This window comes from Microbacterium sp. LWO14-1.2 (assembly GCF_038397715.1).
Classification (GTDB): domain Bacteria; phylum Actinomycetota; class Actinomycetes; order Actinomycetales; family Microbacteriaceae; genus Microbacterium.
This window is the reverse complement of record NZ_CP151633.1, coordinates 2671174-2689859: the sequence shown is the minus strand read 5'-3', so window position 1 is coordinate 2689859 and position 18686 is coordinate 2671174. Positions and strand designations below refer to the sequence as shown.

The window sequence follows — 18686 nt, the reverse complement described above, 5'->3', positions numbered from 1 at the left end:
CTCACGGGGTGGCGGTGACGGCGCCGAGGAGACCGTGCTCGGCGAGCGATCCGCGCAGAGCCGTGACGTCGGACAGCACGGCATCCGCCCCGGCGGCGGTCAGCGCCCGCACGTCGTGGGCACCGGTGAGCACGCCGGCGACGAAGCCCGCGCCGGCTCGGCGTCCGGACTGGACGTCGCTGACCGTGTCGCCCGCGACGGCGACGGCGGCGACCGAGGAGGTCCCCGTGCGCAGCAGGGCCGTGAGCACGAGGTCGGGCGCGGGACGCCCCCTGCCCGCGTCCACCGGGGAGAGAGCGAGGTCGACCAGTCCGCGCCAGCCGAGACCGTCGATCAGCGCGTCGCGGGTGACGGGCGCGAAGCCGGTCGTCAGCGCGACCGCCAGGCCGGAATCCTTGAGGCCCTGGATCGCATCGGCCGCGCCCGCGATCGGGGTGACGCCCTGCTCGGCAACGATCTCGGCGTACGCCCCCTCGAACGAGGCGGTCGCGCGGTGGGCGGCTGCCACGTCGCCGCCGGCGAGATGGGTGAAGACGTCGATCTTCGACTGACCCATGGTGTCGCGCACATATGCGAGAGCGTCGTCCCACGGCATCCGATCGGCGACGCCGGTGCGCTCGGCCGCGCGCTGGAACGCGCTCTCGACGACGCCGTCGTCGCGCACGGTGGTGCCGGCCATGTCGAGCACGACGAGTTCGACGGGCACGGCCTCGGGTGTCGGGGATCCGAACGGAGCGGTCATGGTGTTCCTTCCATCGCTGGTGCCCACCCGAAGGCGGCGGTGAGATTCTCTTCGGCGAGCCCCAGCCCCGTCGTCATGCCGATCCCCGTCGTCGCGGCGAGCACGAGCACCCCCTCGGTGCTCGTGTCGACGAGGAAGTCGCCCGGTGCCTTCGCGTAGACCCCCTGCCACCGCTCGAGCACGCGGGGAGCCGGCATCTCGAACAGCTCCTCCGCCTCGGCCAGGAAGGCGGTGAACGCCGCCTCCGGCTGGAAGGGAGCCGGCGCGGTGGCCGTGGCGTGCGAGTCGCCGAGGATGAGCGTGCCGTCCGGCAGCTGCGTGTACATCTGGTTGAGGTCGAGGGCGGCGAGCTCGGGGCGCTCGGAGTGCAGACGCTCGCGCAGCACGGCCGCGGCCGGCCCCTCGGCGAAGCGCCCGTACCGGACCAGCGACCAGCCCGTCAGCAGCGGTGCGACGAGCGGGCGGTCGAGATCGACGGCCGCGCGCATCATGTCGAGGGCGCAGCGTTCGACGCCGTGGCTCTCGGCGACCTCGGGGAGCAGCTGGTCGATGTCGTGATTGGCGGCGACCACGATCGCGTCCGCCGCGATCGCGCCCCGCGTCGTCCTGACCTCGCCGGCCGACAGGCCGGTCGCCGCCGTGCGGAAGCGGAAGTCCACTCCCGACGCGGCGAGGTGGCGCACGATCGCCGGAGCGGCCGCCCGCGGGTCGGTCTGCAGGTCCGTCTCGATGTGCGCACCGCCGACGAGACCCCCGGCTCGGAGCGGGGCGAGCCGACGCAGCTCGTCGGCATCCAGCATCCGGATGCCGCCATCCTCCGCCGCGTTCTCGAGCACCGCCATCTCGTCGCTGTGCCGTGCGGCGACGAGCGTGCCCGACTCCTGCAGCCAGAAACCGGCGTCACGGGCGAGGCGCAGCCAGAGCTCGCGCGATGCGTCGGCATAGCGGCGGGCCTCTCCGGACTGCGCGCCGATGCAGAGGTGGCCGAAGTTGCGGATCGTCGCGCCGACCGGGGCGTCGCTGCGGTCGACGACGATCACGCGGAGTCCACGCCGGACCGCGGCGTACGCGGCGCCGAGACCGACGATGCCCGAGCCGATCACGACCAGGTCGGCCGTGTCGTGAGCGCCGGTCATCGGAACACCTTCCGCATCCACATCGCGAGCCCTTCGACGACGAGCACCGTGACGAGGATCATGAGCACGATGGCCGTGACGGTCTCGTAGCGCGACCCCTGACTCGCGTTAAGCAGGTAGTAGCCCACTCCCCCGCCGCCGACGATGCCGAGGATGGTCGCCGCACGGATGTTCGTGTCGAGCATGTAGAAGCTGTGCCCGATCAGAGCCTGCATCCCCTGCGGGACGGTCGCCGAGGCATAGGTCTGCAGTCGCGTGGCTCCGACGGCGAGCAGCGCCCGCTCTGGTCCGCCGTCGACCTCCTCGAACGAGTCGGCGATGAGCTTGCCGAGCAGCCCGATGCCTCCGATCGCGAGGGCGATCACACCGGCCTGGGCACCGAGCCCCGTGATGACGACGAGCACGATCGCGAGGATGAGCTCGGGGATGCCGCGGATGCCGACCAGCAGCAGACGAGCCGCACCGCGGATGCCGGAGCTCGGCGCCACGTTGCGCGCGGCGAGAGAGCCGAGCAGCAGCGACGGGAGGAGTGTGAGCACGGTCGCCGCGAGCGCGATCGCCACGGTGTCGCGCATCGCGAGGAGCATGGCGGATGCGTCGTAGCTGCCGAAGGACGGCGGCCAGAACCTCGCGGCGACGTCGGGCAGCTTCGCCCAGAACGTGAAGAGGTCCATCCAGGTGATCTGACTGACCACGACGCTGCCGACGATGACGAGCACCGCGACGACCATGCCGGCGGTGTTGCGTGCGCGCTCGGCGGTCCACGGTCGGCGCACTGCGGTCTGCGGCGAGGCGGCCCACGCCGGTCGTGCGGGGACGGGCGCCACGGCATCCGCATCCCGCAGCCACGGGTGGATGATGCGGTCGATCCATGAGCGGGTGTGCTTCCGGTTGCCGAGCATCGCGCCGCGCACCATGCTCGACACGATCTCCATGACGATGCAGAGCACGAAGATCACGAGCGCGATGCCGAGACCCTTGCCGTAATTGAGGGCCTTGAACGCGTAGGACATCTCGAGTCCCAGACCCGCGACGCCCACGTAGCCGAGCACGACGCTGCCCCGCAGGTTGATGTCGTTGCGGTGCAGCACGGTGGCGACCCAGCTCGGGAGGACCTGCGGCAGGATGCCGGCGGCGAACTCCTGCATCCGCGATCCGCCGGCCGCGCGGATCGCGAGGCGCGGCCCCTCGTCGATCTGCTCGATCGCATCGGCGAACATCTTCGAGATCATGCCGATCGAGTGGATGCCGATGGCGAGGATGCCCGGGAGCGTGCCGAGCGAGAACATGAGCACGAACGCCATCGCCAGCACCACGTCGGGCAGAGCGCGGGTGAGCACGCCCACGAAGCGCGCGGCGGCGCGCCACCCTGTACCCGGGGTCGTGTTGGAGGCCGCCAGGTAGGCGATCGGCACCGACAGCACAGCGGCGAGCAGCGTTCCGACGAGCACGAGGCCGACCGTGAGGGCGATGAGCCAGACGAGGTCGCCGAACTCCGGGAACGACAGACTGCCGACGCGGGCCATGAAGTTCTCGGCGTTGCCCCAGCTCTGCACCATCGCGGGGATCGAGATGCCCACCTCGTTCACCGCGAGGATGCCGAGCACGACCAGTGCGATCAGGGTGAGGCCGGCCGCGATGCGCTCGGGCGAGACGGGGCGGCGCGGGGCGCGGTCGGCGATGCCTCGGTTCCCGGCACCGCTCGGGGTGTTCGAACCCTCCCGCGTCGCTGAGCCTGCCGACGGACCGACGATCGTCATGGCGTCGTCACCCTCTCCGCGGACGTGAGCGCCGCATCCGCGAGCTCGTCCTGCACAGCGCGCAGCTCGGCGGTGGTCGTCGCGACCCTGCCGTAGATCTCCATGACCTCCGCCTTCGTGAGCGCGGTGGTCGGGGTGTCGAGCACGATCTCGCCGTGCCGCAGGCCGACGATGCGGTCGGCCCACGAGATCGCCAGGTCGACCTGGTGCAGGCTGCAGACGACGGTGAGGCCCTCGTCTGCGGCGATCTGGCGGATCAGCGCCATGACCTGCTCGCTGGACTCAGGATCGAGCGAGGCGACGGGCTCGTCTGCAAGCAGGATGTCGGGCTTCTGCATGAGCGCCCGAGCGATCGCGACGCGCTGCTGCTGTCCGCCCGAGAGCGTGTCGCTGCGCTGGTAGGCGCGGTCGAGCAGTCCCACGCGGTCGAGGTGCTCGAGCGCGCGCAGCTTCGATGCCCTCGAATACCCCCACAGCCCGAGCCGCGGGCCGCGCACCGTCGAGAGCGAGCCGGTGAGCACGTTCTCGAGCACGGTGAGCGAGGGCACGAGCTCGAACTGCTGGAAGATGAACCCGACGCGGCGGCGTAGTGCGCGCAGCGCTGCGCCGCTGAGCGAGGGGACCGCTGCGCCCAGCACCTCGACCGTCCCCGAGGTGGGGATCTCGAGGCCGTCGAGGTGGCGGAGCAGGGTCGACTTGCCCGAACCCGACAGGCCGAGCAGCACGACGATCTCGCCGCGCGCGACCTGCAGCGAGGCGCCGCGCAGAGCCGTGGTCGAGCCGAAGGTCTTGGTCACGCCGTCGAGGCGGATCAGGGCATCGGATGCCGTGTTCATGGCTGTTCTCCTGGTCGGGTCGTCATGATCGTCGAGCGAGCGAAGCGCTTGGTCGTTGAGCGAGCGAAGCGAGACGAAACGCGCCGGAGTCGACGCGTTCCGCCTCGTTCAGGCCGGGTCAGGCCTGGCACTGCTCCGCTTCGGTCTCGGTGCAGATGTCGCGGATGAGGTCGTAGTACGCGTCGTCGACCGGCTTGGTGGCGTAGAAGACGCTGCGGAACGAGTCGGTGTCCGCTCCGTCGATCCCGGCGGCGATGATGTCGTCGATGGTGATCTCGCCGAGTCCGTCGATGAGCTTCTGGGAGACGTCGTCGGGCAGCGTCGAGGAGTAGACGAGCGGAGCGCCGGGGACCATGGTCTCGTCGATGACCTTCACGGCATCCGACTTCTCGACCTCGGAGTCCTCCGCGAAGCCGACCTCGCACTCGACGCCCTCGCCGACCTTCTGCACGCTCACGTCGTGCTTGCCCGCGAAGACGGGCGTGATGTCGGTCTTCGGGTCGATGCCCGCCTCGAGCAGGTTGTACGAGGGGAACAGGTACCCCGAGGTCGACGACGGGTCCACGAAGCAGACCTTCTTGCCCGAGAAGTCCTCGATGCTCGAGATGTCGCTGTCGGCGGGGACGATGGCCTGCGAGTAGTAGCCCGGCTCCTGCCCCTCCTCGGTCACGATGGACGAGATCGGGGTGAGCTTCGCGCCGTTGTTCGTGGCGGTGACGTAGGTGAAGCCCGAGAACGATGCGACGTCGACCTTGCCGGCGACGGCCGCTTCGATCAGCGCGGCGTAGTCGGTCGACTCGTGGTATTCGACGGTCTTGCCGGTGATCTCGGCGATGTAGTCCATGAGGGGCTGGTAGTTCGTCTCGGTGTCGACCGAGTCGGGCACGACGCCGAAGACGAGCGTGTTCTCGTCGACCGCGAAACCGCTGCCCGCCTGCGCGGAGTCGGCGTCGGTTCCGGTCGCCTCGGCGGCGCCGGAACACCCGGCGAGGCCGAGCGCGAGGACCGCCGCACCGGCGAGAACGGAGAGAGCGCGAAGCTTCATGAGGACCTTTCAGAGGTGGGAGGGGAGTGATCCACGAGCAACTCTGACAGGGCGGATGCAGAGGTATGTACCTAACTCGGAAGAGTTCAGAGGTCGTTCACCGAGCATTTCCCCGGATGAACTCCCGCGGAACAGCACATCAGTGCGCGGTCTGGCCAAGTAGTATGCCTATGTGGCCGAAGCTGTGTACACCCAGATCGCCGATGAGCTGAGGGAGCAGATCGCCTCCGGCGCCCTCCGCCCCGGAGACGACGTGCCGACCGAGGCAGAGCTCGCCGAGAGGTGGCGCACGTCTCGCGGACCGATCCGCAACGCGCTGGCCCGCCTGCGCACCGAGGGGCTGATCGAGACCGGCCGCGGACGACCGGCGCGCGTGGTCGCCGTGAAGGCCAATCAGGCGGTCGACGTGTCGGTGCCGTTCACGCGCTGGGCGCGCGACCTGGGCGTGACGCCCGGGGCGGAGACGCAGGAGCTCAGTCTCCGGCGCGCGGGTGAGCGCGCCGAGCTGCTCGGCGTCGCGCCCGACGACACGATCGTCAGCGTCGTACGACTGAGGCTGCTGGATGGACGTCCGACCATGCTCGAGCGTCTCTTCTATACGGAGGTCCCGGGTCGACGCCTGTTCGAGGTCGACACCGACGAGGTCTCGATCACGGAGTATCTGGCGTCGATCGGGCATCCCATCGTCGGCTTGGAGCACCAGATCGACGCGGTGGCGGCCGATGCTCAGGATGCTGCGCTGCTGCGCGTCGCGCAGGGAACGCCGATCCTGCGGCTCAGCCGGATCTCGCGGGACGCCGACGGGCGGATCTTCGAAGCGTCGGAAGACAGGTATCTGAGCGAAGTCGTGCGTTTCACCGTGGCTGCGTCCGGCATCTCGACCGATGGGCATTACATGCGCGCGGTCGGCGGCTGACGCGGGAGTTCCGGGGCGACGGGCTTCTCGTTAAGAAGCTGATCGCGAGCGCGATGGGGATCAGATTCCAAGGATCGCGCTCGCGATCACAGCGCTGGGGATGCGCTATTTCTGGGGTATTACCAAGGTAAGCGGCCGGATGCACCATGGAACACCGTCGAACGTCGAGATCTTGCTTAGACTTTCGTCTAGTTCTCAGACGGAGTTGTTCCGAGGGAGCGGCTCGTTCCTGCGACTCTATCTGGTGCGCGGCGGATTCGGTGGAGCCGGTGCGGGCTCCTCCGATGCGCGCACGGCCTGACGCGCGATCGGCAGGCGCGCGGCGACGACCCATCGGCCGTCGACCTCGCCCGCGTCGAATTCGCCGCTGGCGCCGAGGACCCGCTCTGCCATGCGTCCGATCCCCGTGCGGCTCGATGAGAGCTCGCGGCGAGGGGTGGCCGAGAGGGGGCTGCTGATGGTGAGCGCGGCGGACTCGTCTGTGACGTCGAGGAGGATCTCGATCTCGCCCTGGCCCGCGTACTTGAGCGCGTTGGTGGCGGACTCGCGCATGATGCGCGCGAAGATGATCTCCGCTGCGCGCGGGATGCGTTCGTCTGCGGGGTCTCCGCCGAGGCGCACGGAGTGACCGGCGGATTCCAGTTCCTCTTTCGCCTCGGTGATCGAGGCCGCGAGGTCGCCCGCGGGCATGCCCGACGAGCGCGGTCCGTCGTCTGCGAGGTCGATGACGAAGCGGAGGTCGGTCATCGCCTTGCGTGCGGCGATGCGGATCGCCTCCTGGGACGACTCGCTCGCCTTGTCGTCGTCGAGCATCTGCACATGCAAAGACACCACCGTGAGGTGGTGCGCGATGCTGTCGTGGAGCTCGCCGGCGATCCAACGCCGCTCGGCGAGCACTGCTTGACGTTCTTGTTCGGCCTTCTCGGCCAGTTCGATCTCGAGCTTGCGCCCTCGGGCGAAAGCCAGGCGCAGTGCGTAACCGACCGCGCCGGAGACGGCAGCCCCGATGAGGAAGATGCCGACGGTGATGTTGGCCGGGCCTTCTGAATCCGCCGACACGACGATCGCGGTCGCAACGAGGAAGAGCCCGGCATAGGAGAAGATCAGGGCGTTCCACCCCAGACGCATGATCAGACCCGCCGCGAAGGCGGCGGCGGTCAAGACCTGGGACTCACTGCCCGTGAGGAACGAGAGCGCGAACACGAGTGCGAGCGCGCATGTCGCATAGAGAGGCGACCAGAGATACAAGGCGAGCGACAGTGTCGTGGCTACTCCGATTGCGGCGACGAACGGGTCCACCCCCGGAGGGACGAAGTACCCGATCACATCGACGGTCAGGATCGTCACGAGGATCGCGAGAACGAAGAAGCGTTCTACCGCGATCAGCTTCTCACCCCGTCCGAGTCGTATCGCGCGTGTTCCGCGCTCCCTTCTCGGACGATAAGCCATGCTTCAGTATCTCCTATTCGCCAGGTAGATTAGCGAGTAAAGCCAAAGAACTTACCAACACCCTGCCAGAAAGTCATAGTTGTTCACCTCCAAAGTTGGTCTTTTGTGAAGTCGTGAACTCATCTTCTCGGGGTTCGAAACGGCGCACATCTGTCTTTCGGCTAGAGCTCGCTAGCCAAACGTCTAGTTCTTCGCTCTGCGGCGCGCCGCAGGTAGGCTCTCTTCATGCCGGAAATCCGCGTTGTGATCGTCGATGACGACCCCCTGGTGCGCTCTGCGCTCTCCCACTTCGTGTCGCGCGACCCCGAGATCACTGTGATCGCCGAGGCCGAGACCGGCGTCGAAGGCATTGCGACGGTGGAACGGGAGAAACCGGACGTCGTGATGATGGACGTCCAGATGCCGGAGATGGACGGAATCGAGGCGACGTCTGTGATCGCGGAGCGCTGGCCGGAGGTGCGGGTGCTGGCCGTGACGACGCTCGATGGCAGTGACACCGTTCTGCCGATGCTGAGTGCGGGGGCGTCCGGGTACATGCTGAAGGATTCGAGTGCGGCCAGCATCGTCGCTGCGGTGCGCGAGGTGTACAGCGGTGCCAGTTCGCTGTCGCCGCGGATCGCGTCGCTTCTGATCAAGCACGTGCGCGATACGGAGCCGGCGCGCGGCGACGGCACGCTCGAGGAGTTGACGGAGCGCGAGCGCGAGGTGCTGGAGCGGCTGGCACAGGGCATGTCGAATGCGGAGATCGCGCGCTCGCTGATCGTGTCTGAGGGCACGGTGAAGGCGCATCTGGGCCGCATCATGTCGAAGTGGCACGTGCGCGATCGCGTGCAGATCCTCGTGACCGCCGCTCAGGCGGGTCTCGTCGAGTTCCGCTGAGGCCGCGCGGGGTGGCTGGGTTCCATCACGTCGAACTGTGGGTCGCTGATCTGGCAGAGGCTCGCGCCGAGTGGGGATGGCTGCTGGAGCGCGTGGGCTTCGAGCGCGTGAGCTCGTGGCCCGAGGGCGAGTCGTGGGAGGCGGGTAGCGCATATCTGACGCTGACCACGTCTCCGAATCTGTCCGGTGCGCAGCATGACCGTCGGGCACCGGGCGTGAATCATGTCGCGTTCTCGGTCGACGACGGGTCCGAGGTCGATGCGGTCATGGTCGATGCGTCCGCGCACGGATGGCGTCCGCTGTACCAGGATCGCTATCCGCATGCGGGCGGCCCCGACCACTACGCCGGCTGGCTGGAGAACAGCGCCGGGTTCAAGGCCGAGATCGTTGCGACGAGGGCGACTCACGGCGACGGCTGATCGCGGTCGGTGCTCCTCCGACAGTCGCGGTCGCAGTCACGGCCGCAGCCACGCTCGCAGTCACGCTCGCGGTCCCGCTCGCGCCGCGGGTCACCGGTCGTGTCACGTCGAGGTGGCGTCGATGACGTCGGGGGCTGTCCTTCACCCCGTGCGTGGCCACCCGTCATCGACGCCGGTGAGGCTTCGGCCGGTCCTGATCGAGAGCGGTTGCGGCGTGGGCGCCTGGGGCTGGGTCTGGGTCTGGGGTTGGGGCTGGGTCTGGGTCTGGGCAGCGCGAGGCTCCCTACCGATCCGTTCCCTCTTGAGTGATCTCGTGGTGTGGGTGGGTGTGTGCCAGTGGTGGGTGGGGTCCCACCAGGCGGGTCCGCGGACTTGGGGGACGCCGCCGTTCATGCGGATCTCCCACCCGGACGTGGCCAGGGAGCGGTGGTGCCACCAGCACAACGGGACCCCGTTGTCGGTGGAGGTCGGCCCACCGCGGGCGTGTTCGGTGACGTGGTGGATCTCGCACCACGCCGCCGGGACATGACAGCCGGGGATGAGGCACTCGGAGTCGCGGGCGATGATCGCCCGCCGTTGATGCACGGTGAACACCCGGTCCGTGACCGTGATCCCCACGATCCTCCCCTGATCGATCAGCACCCGCTGGATCACCCCGGAGCAGGCCGTGTGCACGGCCGCGGTGGTGGGGATCGTCGCGTCCGACCCGGGAAGCCGCGCCCGCCCGGTGTGCGCGGCGAGGTCTGTCGCATCGACCGTGACGACCAGGGTCGGTGCGGCGCCGCCCAGGGAGGGCATGTCCTGGTGTCGGGCCGCGATCCCCACCGCTGCCGCGAACGCATCATGACGTTTCTGGGTAGGCGTGCGGGGGTCGATCACCGCCCGAGGATCCGCATTCCACCCCTCCACCGGGACGGGAACGCGATCGGGTCCGGCAGGCTCGTCCCTGGCGGACTCGACCCCGGCGGGATCGACCGCAGCGGGATCGACGGCGGCGGGATCGACGGCGATGTCACGCCCGACACCGGAAGAGGTGTTGCCGTCCTCACCCGGGGAGGGTGCGAAGCGGACGCCGGTCGGGTGGGGTGGGCCGTCGACCTTCGGGTTGAGCATGGCATCCAGCACCGCCTGGAGTTGTGCGGCCGCGTCTGGGAGGAGGTGCCCGGTGATCCGATGCAGACCCTGGTGCAGGCGCCCGATCGTCAGGCCGCGGCGCTGCAACGCCTGCTGGTCATCGGGGTCGGGGCCGTCAGGGTCCAACACCAGCGCGATCTGTTGCGCCACCCGCCCCAGATCCTCCGGCATCACCCCCGGGCCCCGGGCCGGTTCCCCCGACGCCCCTGAGCTCTCGACGCCCTCGTCCTCGCCCTCGCCCTCGCCCTCGCCCTCGCCCTCGCCCTCGCCCTCGAGGTCACCATCGTCGTCCTCGGCGGTCAGACCGCGGGCAGTGTCGGCGAGGAACGCATCCGCCGCCAACCGCTCCTCCGCCCCGATCCGGTCACGGATCCGCTCCACCGGGCCCGTCGCCGCCAACACCCCCGCCACCCCGATCACCCCGTCCCGCAGCGCCTCCCGCACCGCAGGCCACCGAGCCGGCAACCACTCCCCCGACACCAGACTCGACTCCCGCCGCACCAGACCCGCCGCCTTCACCACCCGCCCCGCACCGGCCCCGTCCACCAGCAGCGTGCGCTGCACCAACTCCTGCGCCGAGCGGCATCCCGCCCCGTGGGCGAGATCGACCGGGTTCGTCGACCCCAGAGTCTCCACCACCACCGCGTCCACCCGCCGCAACACCGCACCCGCAGCCTGCAACACCCGCACCCGATCCGCGTCGGACAACCCCGCGAGGGTGTTGTCGGACAGCACCGCATCCAGGTCGGACACGACCTGAGCGAGTGTCTCGGCGGGATGGGTCATACGGACAGTCAACCCGCGACCACCGACATTCACACGGGGAAACCACGCAAAAACGAGCCCGGTCAGAAGGGTATTCCAGAACTCTGGAACGCTACTGGAAAGGCCCAGAACGAGGCACAGAACCCGACCGGCACGTCACCGCGTTTCGTCTCGCTCCGCTCGCTCAACGACCACGACCGGAACGTCACCGCGTTTCGTCTCGCTCCGCTCGCTCAACGACCAGACGGGGTACGTTTCGTCTCGCTCCGCTCGCTCAACGACCCGGGGAGGGGGCACATCCGCCCGCTCAACGACCAACACGAGAACGTCTCGTCTCGCTCCGCCCGCTCAACGACCTGCGGTGGAAGCGTCTCGCCCCGGCGCGGGGAGGGTCATGAAGACGTCGATCTTGTCTGCGGCGTCCTGCACGAAACCGTGCCGCTCGTAGAGCCGCCGCGCGGGACTCCCCTGCAGCACGTTCAACCGGAACGGTCCGGCGGCCGGGCTCTCCGCGAGCAGCGTCGACAGCACGGAGCCGCCGATCCCCCTCCCCTGCAGCGACGGATCCAGGTAGAAGTGCTCGATCCAGGTCTCGGTGCGCTCGGGCCGGACCGCGACGAGTCCGGCATCCGCTCCGTCGACGACGATGACGCGCGTGAGCTCCGGCGCGTACGCATCGAGGAACCGGCTCCGCACCCGCACCGCATCGAAGCGCCCCAGCCGTTCGAGATCGGGCCGCATCACGACAGCGCGCAGCTCGGCCATCCACCCTGCATCCGACGGACGAGCCGCCCGGAACTCCCACACCACCACAACCCCATTCACACAGCGAACGGGGTCGAATCTACAGTGCCAGCATCACGATCCCCGCGGCGACGACGGCCGACGCGGCGATGCGCCACCCGGGCCTGCTCTCCTTCAGCGCGAAGACACCGAAGAGACTCACGAGCACGACGCTCACCTCGCGCAGCGGCGCGACGAGCGCGACCGGTGCGATCTGGATCGCGGTGAGCACGAGGATGTACGACAGCGGGGAGAGGATGCTGAACGCGATGATCCTGCGCCACTGGGTGCGCCACAGCATCCGCACGGCCGCCCAGCGGCGCCGCACTCCGAGCGAGTAGAAGGGGATCTCGAGCAGCGTCGTCCCGACCATGAACGCGACGGGTGAGAGGTTCCAGGTGCGGACGGCGTTGGCGTCCCAGATCGTGTACGCGGCGATGGCGACCCCGGTGAGGAGTCCGAAGACGATCCCGAGGTCGATCCCCCGCCCGCGCCGGGTCGCGCGACCGCGGTCGACGAGCCCGATCGCGACGACTCCCACGATGATCGCGACGACGCCCACGAGTGCGACGATCGACGGCCGCTCGCCGAGCAGAAGCACCGCGACGATCACCGACAGGAACGGCCCCGTGCCGCGCGCCGTCGCGTAGACGGTCGAGAGGTTGCCCTCGCGGTAGCCGCGCTGCAGCACGGCCATGTAGACGACGTGCAGCACGCCGGATACGCCGACCCCGAGGGCGAACGCGAGGAGGTCGTCGGTGCCGATGCCGCCGGTGAACGGGATCGCACCGGCCCAGACGACCGTGCTGCCGACGGCACCCCACCACAGGAACGGCGTCCCCGCGCGACTGACGCCGTGCGCGATGACGTTCCACGCGGCGTGCGAGACCGCTGCGGCGATGACGAGGACGAAGGCGAGTGTCGACACGGGAGACCCTTCCATCCGCCGCGGGCGCGACGAACAGGGTCCTCCGGGCTTTTGTCCTGTCAGATGACGGCGGCCCTGCGGAGGGCTGCCGTGGCGCCGCTCGGACCAGTCGGGGCGACGGCGATCCGAGGATCTCCGCCGCGCCCCGGAACCCTAGGCGCTATCGAGACCACCGTACCCCGCGAACGTGGCCGGCAGGTGAACGGGATGCCGTCGGCATCCCGTTCACCTCCACCTCACTCCGCGATCTCGCGGCGCCGCACCCGCGCGACGAGGAGCGCGAGCAGGCCCACCGCGAGCAGGGCGAGCGCCCAGCCGAGCCCGGTGATCACGCCACCGGTGGTGGCGAGCGCCGTCACGTCGACGGTCGCGGTCGCCGCCGCGGTGACGATGATCGTCCCGGCGGCGCCGCTCACGGTGGCGACGTTCACGACCGTCCCGTTCGCGACGTCCGCAGCGGTGAGCGTGTACGAGACGGGCCCGCACGACGCCGTCGCGCCGGGAGCGAGGGTCGGGATGCCGCAGTCCAGCGCCCCTCCGAGCTTCGGGTCGTCGATCACGACGTCCGTCAGCGTCCTCGCGCCGGTGTTGATCACGACGAACCGGAAGGCGATCGTGTCGCCGGCGTCGATGCGGCCGGAGCCGTTCGCGTCGACGTAGTCGCCGCCGGTCTTCTCGAGCGCGATCGCCGGCTGCACGACGAGCGGCGTCACGACGGTGTCCTCGGCCGTCGGGGGCTGTCCGCCGGTCCCTGTACCCGTGGCGGTCGCGGTGTTGACGATCTCGCCCGAGTCGATCTCGGCCTGGGTCAGCACGGCGGCCGGACCCTGGCACACGGTCGACTCGCTGGGAGCCAGCTCGGTCGCAGCGCACACGACGTCGCCGCCGAGGCGCGGATCGGAGACCGCGACGCCGGTCAGCGTCGTCGTGCCGGTGTTCGTGACGGTGAACGTGTAGGCGATGGTGTCGCCGGCATCCGTCCGTCCGTTCCCGTTGGCGTCGACGACCGCGGCGGCCGACTTCAGCAGTGTCAGCAGGTCCGTGCCGATGACGGTGACGTCAGCCGTGGCGTCGTCGTCGGCTGGCCCGGCGACCGACTGACCCGTCACCGTCGCGGTGTTGCGAACGGTTCCGGCGTCGATGTCGGCCTGCGTCAGCAGGTAGTCGACGGGACCGCAGTCGACCGACGTCTGCGGTGCGAGCGCGAGGCCGTCGAGCGCCGCGCAGTCCACGGCTCCCCCGAGCAGCGGGTCGTCGAGCACGAGGTCGGTGAGCAGGGTGGTTCCCGTGTTCCGGATCGTGAACGAGTACGCGACGGTGTCGCCGGCGCCGATCATGCCGTCGCCGTTCACGTCGACGGGCTGCGCAGGGGTCTTCGTGAGCTCGACGGCCGGTGTGCCGGCGAACACGACCTCGGCCGCTGCGGTGTCGCCCACCGGACCGAGCGGGCTCGTTCCGGAGGTCGTCGCGGTGTTGGGGCGGCGCCCGTCCTCGATGTCCTGCTGCGTGAGCTCGTACGTGTACGGCCCGCAGTCCGCCGATCCTCCGACGCCGAGCAGCGGGATGGTGCACAGCGCCCCTGCGCCGAGCAGCGGGTCCGCCACCGTGACGTCGGTGAGCGTCGTCGTGCCGGTGTTCCGCACCGTGAACGTGTACGACACCGTGTCGCCCGCGCCGATCGCGCCGTCGGCATCCGCGTCCTGCACCTGTCCTGGCGTCTTGACGAGCTCGATGCCCGCGGTGCGGTCGATGTCGGCCGACGCGGATGCCGTGTCCGACACCGTGCCGTCGGGGGCGTCAGCCGTCACCGTGGCGGTGTTGCGCACGACGCCTCCGTCGATGTCGTCCTGCGTGAGCACGTAATCGACCGGTGCGCACTGCACCGACTGGCCGGGCGCGAGCGCCGTGCCGTCGAGCGCTGCGCAGACGACCGTGCCGCCGAGCATCGGGTCGGTGATGACCGCGTTCTGCAGCGTCGTGGTGCCGGTGTTCGTGACCGTGAACGTGTACGCGATGGTGTCGCCGGCCGTGACCTGCCCCGCTCCGTCGACGTCGATCACGGTGCTGGGCGTCTTCGTCAGCACGATGCTGTTGACGGCGGGCACCACGACGTCGGCGGAGGCGTCGTCTGTCGCCTGTCCTCGCGGCGATTCCGCGACGACGGAGGCGTCGTTGTGCACGTCGCCCGCGTCGAGGTCGGCCTGGGTCAGCGTGTAGACGACGGGTCCGCATGCGGCCGACGCCCCGGGGGCCAGGGGTGCGGCGAGCGTCGGGCAGTCGAGCGCGCCCGCACCGAGCAGCGGGTCGGAGATGGCGGCACTGGTGAGCGTGACGTCGCCGGTGTTGCGCACCGTGAAGGTGTACGACACCGTGTCACCCGCGCCGATCCGGCCGTCTCCCGTGGCGTCGACGGGAGCCGCGACGTTCTTGACGAGCTCGACGCGCGGGGTGCCGGCGATGGGCACCTCGACGGTCGAGGTGTTGTCCGAGGGGTCGGGGTCGGGGGTGGTCGAGGTGACCGTCGCCGTGTTCGCGAGGGTCGTTCCGGGCGCTGCGGGGTCGACGACTCCGCTCACGGTGGCCGTGAACGTCGCCCCCACGGCGAGCGTGCCGACCGCGCAGCTCAGCGTTCCCGACGTGATCGAGCACCCTGCGGTGGGCGTCGTGGCGTTCAGCAGCGCGGCGGGCAGCGGGTCGGAGACCGCGACGGCGGATGCCGGGCTCGGTCCGTTGTTCGTCACCACGATCGTGTACGTGATCGGCCCGTTCGACGGCGCAGGGTTCACGGAGCTCGTCTTCACGATCGCGAGATCGGCCGACGGCGTCACCTCGACGGTCGACGTGCCCGTGTTGTCCGACGGATCGGGGTCGGGCGTCGGCGAGGTCGCGGTGGCGGTGTTCGTGTGGGTGCCGACGACCGTGGCCGTCGCCGTGACGGTGAGCGTGGCCGACTCCCCGGGCAGCAGCGTGCCGACCGTCCACTGGTGGTCGGTGGGAGCCCAGGTGCCCTGCGACGGCGTCGCCGCGGTCACGGCGAGTCCGGGCGGAGCGAGCTCGGAGACCACGACACCCGCGGCGGCCGACGGCCCGGCGTTGCTCACGGTGATGATGAACGACGCGGTGCCGCCGAGCGGCACGCTCGGGGTGGTGGTCGTCTTCACGACGCTCACGTCGGCACTCGGGGTGAGCGCGACGTCGACCGTGGAGGAGTTGTTGCCCGTGTCGGGGTCGGGGGTCGACGAGGTCGTGGTCGCCGTGTTCCGGATCGTCCCGGTCGCGGTCGCGCTCCACGTGCCGTTCACGGTGACCGTGACGGACGCGTCGGGCGCGAGGTCGCCGAGCTCGCACGACACGGTGCCGGCGGCGATGACGCAGCCGGCATCCGCGACCGTCGCCCCGAGGAGCTCGGCGGGCAGCGTGTCGGAGAGCGTGGCGCCGCGGGCGACCGACGGGCCGCCGTTCGTGACGACGAGGGTGTACGCGAACGCCCCGCCGGGGACGCCCGTCGCCGGCGCGGACTTCACGATCGCCAGGTCGGCGCTCTGCACGACCTCGACCTCGGCGGAATCGGAGTTGTTCGCCGGGTTCGGGTCATCGGCCGGGGACGCGATGGATGCCGTGTTGATCACCGATCCGACGGGGGCGTCGGCGGCGACGACGGTGTTGACGACGACCGTGGTCGGCCCGCCGACGGGGAGCAGGTCCCAGACGCAGCGCACGTCCGTCGCCGTGAAGGTGCAGCTCGCGCCGGCCGGCGCCTGCACGCCGGTGACCGTGAACCCGGTCGGGACGGTGTCGACCAGTGCGGCGTTGACGGCATCCGACGTGCCGAGGTTGCTGACGGCGAGCGAGAAGTCGACCGTGCCGCCCGCGGCGACCTGGGCGGCCGACGCCGTCTTCACGACCGCGAGGTCGGCGATGATCTCGGGCTGGAAGCTCGTGGTGTCGACGTTGTTGCTCGGGTCGGGGTCGGGGGTGCTGCTCGTGACGGCGACGGAGTTCTGCACGACCGCGGTCGCTCCGGCCGCGATCTGCACGACCACGGTGGTCACCACGGTCGCGCCCGGCGCGAGCGTGCCGAGGGCGCAGTCGAGGATGCCGTCGGCCACCGCGCAGGTGCCCTGCGGCGTCGACACGCTGACGAACGTCGTCTCGGGGTCGAGCGGGTCGCTCAACCGCACGTCGCGGGCCTCCGACGGTCCGGCGTTCTGCGTGGTGAGCGTGTAGGTGACGTTCTGGCCGGCCGCCGGGGCGGCGGGCGAGTGGGTCTTCGTCACCGAGACGTCGGCGAGGGCGGTGCTGGTCCCCGATGCGGTCGCGGTGTTGTTGGCGGCGACGGGGTCGAAGCGCGACCCAGACACGGTGGCCGTGTTCGTGAGCGCGGCGCCGGGCGTGAACGACGGCGAGACCGTGCCTGTCACGGTGATCGTGGCGCTGGCGCCGACGGCCAGGTCGGGCAGCGCGCACGACACGGTGCCCGTGACGGTGCAGGTGCCGGAGCTCGGGGTCGCCTGCACGCCCGTGAGGCCGGCGGGGATCGCGTCGGTCACCGTGACGCCGGTGCCTGTCTGCGGACCGTTGTTCGTGACGCCGATCGTGAAGGTCGCGGGTCGGCCGGCCACGAGCGGCGCAGTGTCGAGGGTCTTGGTGATCGCGAGGTCGGCCGCGGGGTTCACCGGGGTGACGGCCTCCTGGGTGACCGAGGTGCGGTCGATGTTCGTGACGGGTTCGCGGAACGCGACGCGCGCTTCGTTGACGATCGTGGTCGCCGCGGCATCCGCTCTGACCTTGGCGTCGAACGTGTACGAGGTCGCGGTGCCGGCGCTGATCGATCCGCCGGCGGTGGCCGTTCCTCCCTCACCGAGCCGCACGCGCACGGTGCGCGAGCCCGAGGCGTACTCGCCGCGGTCGTCGCCGGTGGCGTCGGTGAGCGCACCGGCTCCGGCTCCGCTCACGATGCGGAGGGAGCCCGGGACGAAGTCGATGCCCGCGGGGAGGACGTCGGTCGAGATCGACTGCAGCGCCGGGTTGCCGCCATCGTTGCGGGTGGTGACGGTGTAGCGCAGGGTGTCGCCGACCTCGGCGGTGGTGCCGCCGCGGGTGAGGTTCGCGACGGTCTTCGTCGAGATGAGGCACGGCCCGGTGCCGAAGGCGATGTCGTCGAGCAGGTTGCCGACCGACTGGTTGCCGGTGGCGGTGCTGACGGCCTGGAATCCGAACCGGGTGGTGGTCTGGCCTGCGGGCACGGTGTACGAGCCGGTGTGGGTGCCCCACGCGGCGGTGCCGTCGGCCAGCGGGCCGCTCACGTTCACGAGCGTGCCGCCTGGCACGCCGATCATGACCCGCATGGTGTCGGTGCCTTCACGGCCGCGGTGCTTGAGCGACCAGTAGAGCGTCTGCCCCGGCGTGGTCGCGACGTCCTGGTAGAGCATGCTCGCCTGGGTGGCGTTGAGCTCCGCGAACTGCGAGCCCTGAGCGGCGGGGTACGCCCGCGGGTTGCCCGGGGAGCGCCAGATCTCGATCTGGTTGTCCGTGGCCGTGGTGAGCCACCCCGGCACGAGATTCTCGTTGACGATCGACACGCCTGCGGTGAACGCCGGCTGTTCGAAGCTGCCGTTCGCGAGCGACAGCGATCCGGCGCACTGCGTCGGATCCTGTGCGGCCGACGCAGGCAGCGGCGCGACCGTCTCGGTGACGACCGTCAGCCCCGCTGCGAGCAGCAGTGCCGCCGTGGCCCCCGCAATGGCACGACGAATGTACGAGTGAGCGTGTGCAGACACAGCTGTCCCCTGTTTCCCCCGGAGTCTCCCCGCGCCGTTCGTAACGACGCAACTCCCTTGCCAAGGGACGATAGCTGAGTGCGGGCTGTACGTCCAATATCAGAATGCTGGAAC

13 protein-coding genes are annotated in these 18686 nt (G+C 70.1%); 3 read left to right on the top strand and 10 right to left on the bottom strand.

All coding sequences use genetic code 11. The features are described from left to right. Position 1 precedes the first annotated feature (1 nt). The 5 genes from MRBLWO14_RS12860 to MRBLWO14_RS12840 all read right to left on the bottom strand — a co-directional run bounded on the left by MRBLWO14_RS12860 (position 2) and on the right by MRBLWO14_RS12840 (position 5519). On the bottom strand, positions 2-742 hold the full coding sequence (locus tag MRBLWO14_RS12860) for an HAD family hydrolase (protein ID WP_341933554.1): 741 nt from the start codon (positions 740-742) through the stop codon (positions 2-4). Further along, complete coding sequence (locus MRBLWO14_RS12855) at positions 739-1878, bottom strand: TIGR03364 family FAD-dependent oxidoreductase (RefSeq protein ID WP_341933553.1); 1140 nt, start codon at positions 1876-1878, stop codon at positions 739-741. Before MRBLWO14_RS12855 ends, MRBLWO14_RS12860 begins: the two co-directional genes overlap by 4 nt. Continuing rightward, positions 1875-3638, bottom strand: coding sequence for an ABC transporter permease subunit (locus tag MRBLWO14_RS12850; protein WP_341933552.1), 1764 nt, complete (start codon positions 3636-3638; stop codon positions 1875-1877). Before MRBLWO14_RS12850 ends, MRBLWO14_RS12855 begins: the two co-directional genes overlap by 4 nt. Then, positions 3635-4474, bottom strand: a complete 840-nt coding sequence (gene phnC, locus MRBLWO14_RS12845; protein WP_341933551.1) for a phosphonate ABC transporter ATP-binding protein — start codon at positions 4472-4474, stop codon at positions 3635-3637. The genes MRBLWO14_RS12850 and phnC overlap by 4 nt, the downstream gene beginning before the upstream one ends. Before the next feature lie 118 nt (positions 4475-4592). Then, a complete protein-coding gene (locus MRBLWO14_RS12840) occupies positions 4593-5519 on the bottom strand; it encodes a phosphate/phosphite/phosphonate ABC transporter substrate-binding protein (protein WP_341933550.1) in 927 nt (308 codons plus the stop codon). Between the two features lie 172 nt (positions 5520-5691). Between MRBLWO14_RS12840 and MRBLWO14_RS12835 the strand changes: the two genes are divergently transcribed. Beyond that, positions 5692-6435 carry a GntR family transcriptional regulator gene (locus MRBLWO14_RS12835; protein ID WP_341933549.1) on the top strand — a complete coding sequence of 248 codons (744 nt, stop codon included), beginning with the start codon at positions 5692-5694 and terminating at the stop codon, positions 6433-6435. 237 nt (positions 6436-6672) lie between these two features. Here the strand turns inward: MRBLWO14_RS12835 and MRBLWO14_RS12830 are convergent, their stop codons facing one another. After that, on the bottom strand, positions 6673-7884 hold the full coding sequence (locus tag MRBLWO14_RS12830) for a histidine kinase (protein WP_341933548.1): 1212 nt from the start codon (positions 7882-7884) through the stop codon (positions 6673-6675). 225 nt (positions 7885-8109) lie between these two features. Here MRBLWO14_RS12830 and MRBLWO14_RS12825 point away from each other — a divergent pair, with 225 nt between their 5' ends. Both MRBLWO14_RS12825 and MRBLWO14_RS12820 read left to right on the top strand, forming a co-directional pair. Next, the gene (locus MRBLWO14_RS12825; RefSeq protein WP_341933547.1) at positions 8110-8763 is read left to right on the top strand and encodes a response regulator transcription factor; all 654 of its coding nucleotides are present in this window, start codon (positions 8110-8112) and stop codon (positions 8761-8763) included. A gap of 11 nt (positions 8764-8774) precedes the next feature. Next, the gene (locus MRBLWO14_RS12820; RefSeq protein ID WP_341933546.1) at positions 8775-9182 is read left to right on the top strand and encodes a VOC family protein; all 408 of its coding nucleotides are present in this window, start codon (positions 8775-8777) and stop codon (positions 9180-9182) included. Positions 9183-9323: 141 nt separating this feature from the next. Here MRBLWO14_RS12820 and MRBLWO14_RS12815 read toward each other — a convergent pair whose 3' ends face one another. The 4 genes from MRBLWO14_RS12815 to MRBLWO14_RS12800 form a co-directional block, all read right to left on the bottom strand. Further along, positions 9324-11102 carry a DUF222 domain-containing protein gene (locus MRBLWO14_RS12815; protein ID WP_341933545.1) on the bottom strand — a complete coding sequence of 593 codons (1779 nt, stop codon included), beginning with the start codon at positions 11100-11102 and terminating at the stop codon, positions 9324-9326. 327 nt (positions 11103-11429) lie between these two features. Continuing rightward, a complete protein-coding gene (locus MRBLWO14_RS12810) occupies positions 11430-11846 on the bottom strand; it encodes a GNAT family N-acetyltransferase (protein WP_341933544.1) in 417 nt (138 codons plus the stop codon). 79 nt (positions 11847-11925) lie between these two features. Further along, positions 11926-12792 carry an EamA family transporter gene (locus MRBLWO14_RS12805; protein WP_341933543.1) on the bottom strand — a complete coding sequence of 289 codons (867 nt, stop codon included), beginning with the start codon at positions 12790-12792 and terminating at the stop codon, positions 11926-11928. 236 nt (positions 12793-13028) lie between these two features. Then, positions 13029-18572 carry a hypothetical protein gene (locus MRBLWO14_RS12800; RefSeq protein WP_341933542.1) on the bottom strand — a complete coding sequence of 1848 codons (5544 nt, stop codon included), beginning with the start codon at positions 18570-18572 and terminating at the stop codon, positions 13029-13031. Positions 18573-18686: the final 114 nt, after the last annotated feature.